This window comes from Segeticoccus rhizosphaerae (assembly GCF_005222685.1).
Classification (GTDB): domain Bacteria; phylum Actinomycetota; class Actinomycetes; order Actinomycetales; family Dermatophilaceae; genus Segeticoccus; species Segeticoccus rhizosphaerae.
Genome location: NZ_SWMA01000065.1, coordinates 1 through 7322 on the forward strand (window position 1 = coordinate 1; position 7322 = coordinate 7322).

General features: G+C 69.4%; 12 protein-coding genes. 7 read left to right on the forward strand and 5 right to left on the reverse strand.

Annotation, left to right across the window (positions count from 1 at the left end; genetic code table 11):
* Positions 1 to 243: 243 nt before the first annotated feature.
* Positions 244 to 894 (reverse strand): hypothetical protein, encoded by a 651-nt coding sequence (locus FCN22_RS20950; protein ID WP_137123506.1) that lies wholly within the window; start codon positions 892 to 894, stop codon positions 244 to 246.
* A 429-nt stretch (positions 895 to 1323) separates the two neighbouring features.
* Here FCN22_RS20950 and FCN22_RS20955 point away from each other — a divergent pair, with 429 nt between their 5' ends.
* Complete coding sequence (locus FCN22_RS20955) at positions 1324 to 2223, forward strand: TolB-like translocation protein (protein WP_137123507.1); 900 nt, start codon at positions 1324 to 1326, stop codon at positions 2221 to 2223.
* Positions 2224 to 2507: 284 nt separating this feature from the next.
* On the opposite strand, the gene FCN22_RS21725 is transcribed toward FCN22_RS20955, so the two are convergent.
* Positions 2508 to 2657 carry a hypothetical protein gene (locus FCN22_RS21725; protein ID WP_162308288.1) on the reverse strand — a complete coding sequence of 50 codons (150 nt, stop codon included), beginning with the start codon at positions 2655 to 2657 and terminating at the stop codon, positions 2508 to 2510.
* A 135-nt stretch (positions 2658 to 2792) separates the two neighbouring features.
* Between FCN22_RS21725 and FCN22_RS20960 the strand changes: the two genes are divergently transcribed.
* Both FCN22_RS20960 and FCN22_RS20965 read left to right on the forward strand, forming a co-directional pair.
* Positions 2793 to 3068 (forward strand): type II toxin-antitoxin system TacA family antitoxin, encoded by a 276-nt coding sequence (locus FCN22_RS20960; protein WP_137123508.1) that lies wholly within the window; start codon positions 2793 to 2795, stop codon positions 3066 to 3068.
* On the forward strand, positions 3065 to 3565 hold the full coding sequence (locus FCN22_RS20965) for a GNAT family N-acetyltransferase (RefSeq protein ID WP_137123509.1): 501 nt from the start codon (positions 3065 to 3067) through the stop codon (positions 3563 to 3565). The genes FCN22_RS20960 and FCN22_RS20965 overlap by 4 nt, the downstream gene beginning before the upstream one ends.
* Before the next feature lie 124 nt (positions 3566 to 3689).
* Here the strand turns inward: FCN22_RS20965 and FCN22_RS20970 are convergent, their stop codons facing one another.
* The 3 genes from FCN22_RS20970 to FCN22_RS20980 all read right to left on the reverse strand — a co-directional run bounded on the left by FCN22_RS20970 (position 3690) and on the right by FCN22_RS20980 (position 5754).
* Positions 3690 to 4631 (reverse strand): DnaJ C-terminal domain-containing protein, encoded by a 942-nt coding sequence (locus tag FCN22_RS20970; protein WP_162308289.1) that lies wholly within the window; start codon positions 4629 to 4631, stop codon positions 3690 to 3692.
* Positions 4632 to 4986: 355 nt separating this feature from the next.
* On the reverse strand, positions 4987 to 5301 hold the full coding sequence (locus FCN22_RS20975) for a hypothetical protein (protein WP_137123511.1): 315 nt from the start codon (positions 5299 to 5301) through the stop codon (positions 4987 to 4989).
* A gap of 21 nt (positions 5302 to 5322) precedes the next feature.
* A complete protein-coding gene (locus tag FCN22_RS20980) occupies positions 5323 to 5754 on the reverse strand; it encodes an Hsp20/alpha crystallin family protein (protein WP_137123514.1) in 432 nt (143 codons plus the stop codon).
* A gap of 151 nt (positions 5755 to 5905) precedes the next feature.
* Here FCN22_RS20980 and FCN22_RS22435 point away from each other — a divergent pair, with 151 nt between their 5' ends.
* The 4 genes from FCN22_RS22435 to FCN22_RS20995 are packed head-to-tail and all read left to right on the forward strand — an operon-like array spanning position 5906 to position 7215.
* Positions 5906 to 6262 carry a hypothetical protein gene (locus tag FCN22_RS22435; RefSeq protein ID WP_238384891.1) on the forward strand — a complete coding sequence of 119 codons (357 nt, stop codon included), beginning with the start codon at positions 5906 to 5908 and terminating at the stop codon, positions 6260 to 6262.
* Between the two features lie 28 nt (positions 6263 to 6290).
* Positions 6291 to 6638 (forward strand): MerR family transcriptional regulator, encoded by a 348-nt coding sequence (locus tag FCN22_RS22440; protein ID WP_338016668.1) that lies wholly within the window; start codon positions 6291 to 6293, stop codon positions 6636 to 6638.
* Complete coding sequence (locus tag FCN22_RS20990; protein WP_202911728.1) at positions 6635 to 6898, forward strand: Rv3202a family protein; 264 nt, start codon at positions 6635 to 6637, stop codon at positions 6896 to 6898. Before FCN22_RS22440 ends, FCN22_RS20990 begins: the two co-directional genes overlap by 4 nt.
* 50 nt (positions 6899 to 6948) lie before the next feature.
* Positions 6949 to 7215 carry a hypothetical protein gene (locus FCN22_RS20995; protein ID WP_137123513.1) on the forward strand — a complete coding sequence of 89 codons (267 nt, stop codon included), beginning with the start codon at positions 6949 to 6951 and terminating at the stop codon, positions 7213 to 7215.
* Positions 7216 to 7322 lie beyond the last annotated feature (107 nt).

The following is a 7322-nucleotide window of genomic DNA, read 5'->3' on the forward strand; positions in this document are numbered from 1 at the left end:
TCCTGGACGTCGCGCGGTTCGGCCACGGCGGATAGTCAATCACTCTCGACTCAGCGTTCCACTTCCACCACCCCAGTAGTGCCCTGGTCACCACCACGAGATCCTCGACCTTGACCTGGAACGCGTTCCCCTGCGACAAGGCCGCCAGCCTGCCAGCCGCGTGCTACCCCACAAACCTGCTCCGACCGCGCACTGCTGTCGGCCGACCCACTCCGACAACGAGCCACCCCCACAGCGGGATCCTCAACCGGGCCGCGACACCGGCTGACCAGCAGAGGATCCACCGGCGGGCTCGGGGCACTGGTCGGGCCCCCACCCGAGGCACCGATCGGCTCCTGACTGTTCCTGCCGGGTGCGAGCACGGTGCCGACGGATCAGCACCGCCGCGCCGCCCAGGGCCGCGAGGAATCCCGCAGTCCACAGGCCCTGGCCGATGGGACCAAGGGGCGGGTCCGCTCCTTGAACGCCGTCCGGGACCGGATCCCGCACGGCCATCGACCCGTTCTCCGTCCGGGTTGGTCCGGTGGCCGAGGTGAACTCCGAGACGCTGCAGGCGCCTGTTCTATAGCCCCGAGATGCCCCCACGACGTAACGGTGACCGGAGAGTAGCTCCGCGTCCCCGGAACTACCGACGACCTGCACGATGCTGACCGGCCACGGAGGCTGCTCCTGGCCGGTCTGTATCCAGACCTTCGGCGCCAGGTCGGGGCCCGCCCAGACCTGACTGACCGAGAACAAGGTAAAGCCTCGGCGCTGCTGCTCGACCGAGCCGACGAAGATCACCGAAGAGCCCGCCGGGCCACTGTCCTGGGCGCACGAGGCATACGCAGGTGGCACACCGACCGCAGTCATGGCCAGCGCGATCCCCGCAGCACCACGGCTCAGCCGACCCATGGGCTGATTGTGAACCCCACGGCACCCATTGGCCACACGTTCCGAACCAGGCGCCGTATGCCGATCGGCAACTGGGACGGCGACGGCATGCCGCAGCGTCAGTAGGGTGGCGTGGTGTCGGTGGGCGGTGAGGGACCCGAGACCACTGATGATGCGTGGCGTCGTCCTTGGGGTCTGTACGTGGCGGTCGCTCTTCTGATCGTCGCTGTCACGGCGGGTGCGGTCGCACAAGTTGTCGGGGACTCGGGTGACTCGTCAGGCTCGGCGACCCCATCGAGGTCGAGCACCGAGCCGGAACCGACGAGCTCTTCCTTGGTGGGTGTGGCCGGGCCTACGCGCGAGCCGGTGCCGGGGTCCGCGCCGAAAGTACGTCGGCAAGGCGGGCACCCGCTGCTGACGGGGGTGCCCGTCGGCTGGCAGTTGGTGGCCGTGACGCGGCAGAGCCTGAGCGAGCCGTTCCATCTGGTGCGCATCGTCCCCGCCTCGGGCAAGATCACCGCCGCTGCAGGTCCGCCACTGCTGAGCAGCGGCGGGGTGGCCTTGGTGGTCGGCGCTCGGCAGGTGTTGATCCGCCCGTGGGACTGCGTCGCCGGGTACCTGCTTCCCCGCGGCGGGCAGGCCCAGAAGCTGACCGGCGGGCCACTCGGAACATGCGGTTACGCCTTTCCCGGACCAGCGCCCGACCAGGTGTGGGCCACCGACCCCGACCACCCGCGACGAGTGCGGCTGGTCGGCTTCGACGGGACCCCCACCGGGGTGACGCTCCGACCGCGCACAGACCAGTGGGCCGGGCTCTCGGTAGCCGACGGCGCCGGCGGCCGGCTCGTACAGACCAGCCACGGCGCCTACGACCTCCACCCTTCCGGGCGGCAACAGGTCACGACCGGCACCGTGGTCGCGATCGGCACCACCACCTGGCTTACCCGTCCTTGCCCTTCCCAAGACCAATGCGAACTGACGGCGATCAACCGGCACACCGGGTCCCGACAAGCCCTCCCCTCCCCCTGCCCTGCCGACAGTCGACCCACCGCGGCGCCGCTCTCCGGAACCATCTCCCCGGATGGGCGTACCGCCGCCATGTTCTGTACCGGCAGCACTCCCCATCCCGTGCTGTACCTGCTGGACCTGACCACCGGTCGCCGGCACCATGTCCACGTGCGACTCCAAGACATCGACACCGGCCCCGCTGGCCTCGTCTGGTCTCCGAACAGTCAGTGGCTATTCACCATCGACCGTGCTGGACGCCTCACCGCCATCGACCGCGACACGCGCCGGGTTCGCACACTGGCCACCAGCCTGCCGCCACTATCCCAGCTCGCCACCCGCTGAGTGGGCGTTCCCCAAGCCGATGGGCGATCGGACGCCTGGATGGGCGTTGATGCGACCGAGCCGTCGCACGCGGGCGGGAGCGGTCGTGGTCATCGGCCAGGACCGAGCGCGGCGATGGCTTGCTCCGCCAGAGCTTCAGTTGAGAAGGCCAACTTGTGTTCGCCGTCCGGTGTTGCGAGGACAGTCGTCGTTCCGTCTCGCTCCCGCCAACGGCAGGACTGCAAGGGCCAGTGAGTGATGGCGGGTGATGCTCCCAGCAGCTGGCGCACCGTCAATCGGCCCTGCTAAAGGGTGCTGTCCGTGACCACGTAACAGTAGGTCCCATTGAACCCGAAGTACGCGCCCCGGGATGCTTCGAACCTGGCCCGCTCGACCTCACCGGCCTGCCCGGCCTCGGCCACAAGCGCGCTGAAGATCTGATCCGTACCTGACATGCGCCTATCCTGCCGTGCAAACCCCGCTTGCGAGGCGCAACGGGGCTGGTGGACGTCGACCACGTCCCCTAGCTCGATCGTGAACCGGAACGGAGCCGAGTTGACGTGTACGCCTATTAGGCACACACTAGGTACATGACTGCCGTCAAGGACTCCCGGATCGCCGTGCGCCTGTCCTCGGACCAGGACGCGCTCATCCGGCATGCCGCCGAGGTGGAGGGCACTAACATCACCGAGTTCACCGTCGCCGCGACGATGAGCCACGCCGTCGACGTGCTGGCAGATCGACGCGTGTTCGCGATCGACGACGCCGCGTGGAGCGAGTTCCTCGCCGTGCTGGACCGCCCGGTCAGCCACAAGCCACGGCTGGAGAAGCTACTCACCGAGCCGTCTGTCTTCACCGAGGGGTGAGCGGGTACAGCCTGCCCCGTCCGATCGCCGAGGACGACGACACCAGCGGCTTCGACAGCGGCGAGCACAGTCTCGACGAGTACCTACGCAAGCGGGCCCTGGCCAACCACGTCCAGGGGGCTTCACGCTGTTTTGTCACCTGCCGCGACGCCCGGGTCGTCGGCTACTACGCCCTCGCCTCGGCCAGCGTCCAGCAGCGAGACGTCGCCGGGAAGGTGAGGCGCAACATGCCCGATCCAGTGCCGGTGATCCTGCTATCCCGGCTCGCAGTGGACCGCAAGGAGCAGAACTCTGGGCTGGGCAAGAACCTGCTACGCGACGCCATCCTGCGCTCGGTCCAGGCATCCGAGATCATCGGCGTCCGGGCGCTGCTCGTGCACGCGCTCAACGACACCGCTCGCGCCTTCTACGCCCACTTCAACTTCGAACCGTCACCAACAGACCCGCTACACCTGCTATTGCTGATCAAGGATGCCCGCTCCGCAGTCGCTCGTTGACGCTCCCGCGCCTGGCGTCACCAGACCCGAGCAGGGCACCACCGGGCTATAGCCCAGGGCGTCTCGCGAGCGGATCGGCAACCAGGGACCACATGATGGCCGCCGTATCCGGGTGCTGCCGGGCTCACCGGTCAGTGTCATGTCGAGGCTCCTGCCCCTCTCGTGGGTGGAACGTGGAGGTGGCAGCGAGCTGGGTGAACAGGCGCCGCTCGGTGGTACTCAGGTGGGAGGGGACGACGATGCGCACGTGGGTGTGCAGGTCCCCGGCAGGTCCGGTGGGGTTGGGCAGTCCGTGCCCGGGGGCGGTGAGCACCGCTCCGGTTGAGGTGCCGGCCGGCACGTCGAGGCAGATCGTCCCTGCGGGCGTCGGGAGGGTCACCGGCGCGCCGAGCGCGGCCTCCCACGGAGCCAGCGGAAGGTCAACGTGCACATCCCGAGCCTCGATGCGGTAGCGCTCGTGGTCGGCGAGGCGCACCCGCAGGAGTACCGGGGGTGCGCTGTGCCCGCCAGGCAGGGCGTCGACCGGCACCCGCAGCAGCTGGCCGGTGACCACCCCGGGTGGGACGGTGAGCGGCACGACGGTGCTGCCGTGGGGACCGGTCACGGTCAGGGTGCGGCAGCTGCCGCGGTAGGCCTCCTCCACGCTGACCTCCACCTCACCTTCGACGCCGGCGTCAGCGCCTGATGGGCGCGGATCGGTGCCGGCGGAGAACGCCTGAGAGAACCTGGGTCCACCCAGCCAGAACGCTGCCGCAGTGCCGGCGGGGGTGTCCTGGCCGACCCACGGCGGCCAGGGGTTGTTCCGGACCGACGAGCCGCGACGGTGGCTCGCTCGGTCCGGTGGCGGCGTGGCAGTCGTGGTGGTGGCGCGGGCGGTGTCGTAGCGGGCGCGGGCGGCTGGGTCGGACAGCACCCGGTAGGCGTGAGTGATCTGGGCGAAGTGCTCGGCGGCGCCGGGGCTGGTGGCCACGTCCGGGTGCCAGCGGCGGGCCAGGCGCCGGTAGGCCCGCGCGATGTCCGCGCTGCTGGCGCTGGGGTCCACCCCCAGCAGCCGGTACAGGTCCACGCCCGGATCTACTGCCGTCATCACGCTGCCGCGTCAGAAACCACCCTGTGTCACCGAACTGGAAGGGGACTGCACACCGGGTCAGGCGGTGCCCCTCAACGAGTCGGGGACACCGCCTGAGCCGATGTTGGCGGGCGTGACAACCGCTGGTCCGGCGCGCCGGAGATCACGAGATCGCCGTGAGGGCGTGACGCCACCTCTTGGTGGCGCCTTGCACGGAGCAGACGTGGCGCGCGGAATCAGCGGCCGCCCGGTACTCGGTGACAAGGTGCTGACCCGATCACCTCCTCCTCATTCCTCGATATGACCATCGCGGGATCGCCTGGGCCGGTGGGTGACCGGCCCCATGACCTGACTACTGGGCGCGCGGGGGTGAGCGCTGCCGGGACCAACCATCGACGCCGGGGCGCGCAGACCGGTCGGCCGGGGGCGAGGCCCCGACGCGGCCGGGCGCCGGCATACCCCATCGGTGGTGGTCGGCGTGGCGGCCCGCTGTGCGGATGGGGGAACTGGGCCATGCGGCGGCGACGATCGCGTCGAACTCCGCACTGAGCAGCTCCTCATCGTCACACACCAACGCCCAGAACTCCTCCTCAACAGCGGCCTTGGCGGCGTTGTCGGCGGTGGCCTCGGCGACGCCCGCACCGCTGTTTGTGGTCGTGGTCAACATGGTGGACACCACCGGGGTCGGTCAGGTGTTGATCGCCTGCCGGCCGGAGTCGCCGGTGCTGATCTCGATCTTGCGGGGCTTGGCCTGCTCGGCCACCGGGATCCGCAGCGTGAGCACGCCGGCGTCGTAGCCGGCGTCGATGCGCTCGGTGTCCAGGTTGTCGCCCAGCACCAGCTGGCGGCTGAACGTGCCCCTGGCCCGCTCGGCAGCGATCATGTCACCGGTGTCCTGCCGGACCGGGCGCTCGGCCCGCACGGTGACCACGTTGCGCTCGACGTCCAGGTCGATCGCGCCGGGGTCCACCCCGGGCAGGTCGAACTCGACGACGAAGCTGTCCCCCTCACGCCAGGCGTCCATCGGCATCGCCGCCGGGTACGCGAGGGTGCCGTTGCCGTTGAACATCTGCCGGGTGAGCCGGTCCAGCTCGCGGAACGGGTCGGTGCGCATCAACATCTGTGCCATCGGTGAACCACTCCTTCCCACACCGCCTGTCAGTGCCACCACCTTTCCTATGGTGGCGCTTATAGATTTGATATAGCACCTGTGGGACACTGAGGCAAGACCCGGGCCGAGAAATCTCGATGGAAGGAAGAGGTGGCTGGCAGTGGTCCTCAGGGAGGTGTCGGTGGAGCGGCTCGGTTTCAGCTGTGGCGGCTGCGGCCACAAGTGGGTGCTCGACTACGACGTGCAGCACGTCGAAGACGGTCATGGGCATGATCGGGACTACTACTTCCACGAGGGGCTGCCCTGCCCCGATCCCACCGCGCCCGGCGCGGTGCTGTGCCCGGGCTGTGGACGTGGGCACGTGGCGGTGGAGCTGCTCGCGCGCCGGGCCAGCCCCGCGGTCACCGAAACAACGACCGGTGACCTGGGCACCCGTCCCGGATCGGAGAAGACCGCGGCCCGCGCCGACGCACCGCTGCTGGCCGCGGCAGGGGAATCCAGCGAGGCGAGCTCGTGAGCCCGGTCGAGGCGTGTACGGAATCTCGGTGGCCGCCGAACTCGCCGGCATGGACGCCCAGCGACTGCGGCTGTACGAGGCCCGGGGACTGCTCGAGCCCGACCGCACCCCGGGCGGCACCCGACGCTACAGCGCCGATGACCTGGACCGGCTACGCTGCATCGGCGCACTGCTGGGCGACGGGCTCAATCTCGCCGGCATCGCCATGGTGCTGAACCTGCAAGACGAGAACGACCGCCTGCACCACCGACTCGACGACCACACCTTCAACAACACTGAACCGCCACCGACGCCATCAGCGACGTCGACAGCGAAATCCGATAACGGCGACGAGGACGACACCGACCCAGACCAAACCCGGAGGAGCCAGTCATGACCCCGATGAGTACCGCCGACCGGGACGACCTGCCCAGGGATGTCATCACCGAGGTACCCGAGGCCGACGCCGCCGAACAGGCCACCCCCGCCGTCCCCGACACCGCCGAAGCCAACGACACCCGCTACCCCGACGACACCGGGCACACCGCCCTGCCGCAGGAGGCCGACCCGGCCGACGCCTGGGAGCAGGCCCTGCCCGTACCCGGGGAAGACGACGATGACTACGACCACGACGGCACCGCCGACTCCCGCACCTGAGCCCGGAACCGGCGCGACCCAGGCCCGCACCGAAGCGTAGGAGAGCCGAGATGGGAACCGAGCACGAAGCCCTGTCCACGCTCACCCTGCGGGAGCTCATCGACCTGCTGGCCGACACCGAGCAACGGATCCGCCTGCTACGCCGCGCAGCCACCAGCACTACCGGCCACACTCCCCTCGGCCGCCCAGATGGCCATGACGATGGACCGGAGGCGGTCCGGCACCTGCTGCGCCAGCAGAACCAGATCATCACCGAGCTGCGGCGACGCAGATCCCGCGGCACCGGTGGGCACCTCGGCTCCGACACCGGCGGTTGACGGCACCCGTGCCCGGTAGCCGAACCATCAGGGACTGTCCGGGAATTGGTGTAACTGGCCCGACACGCCGATGAGGATCGGCGGGGAAGGTCATGATGACCGAGAAA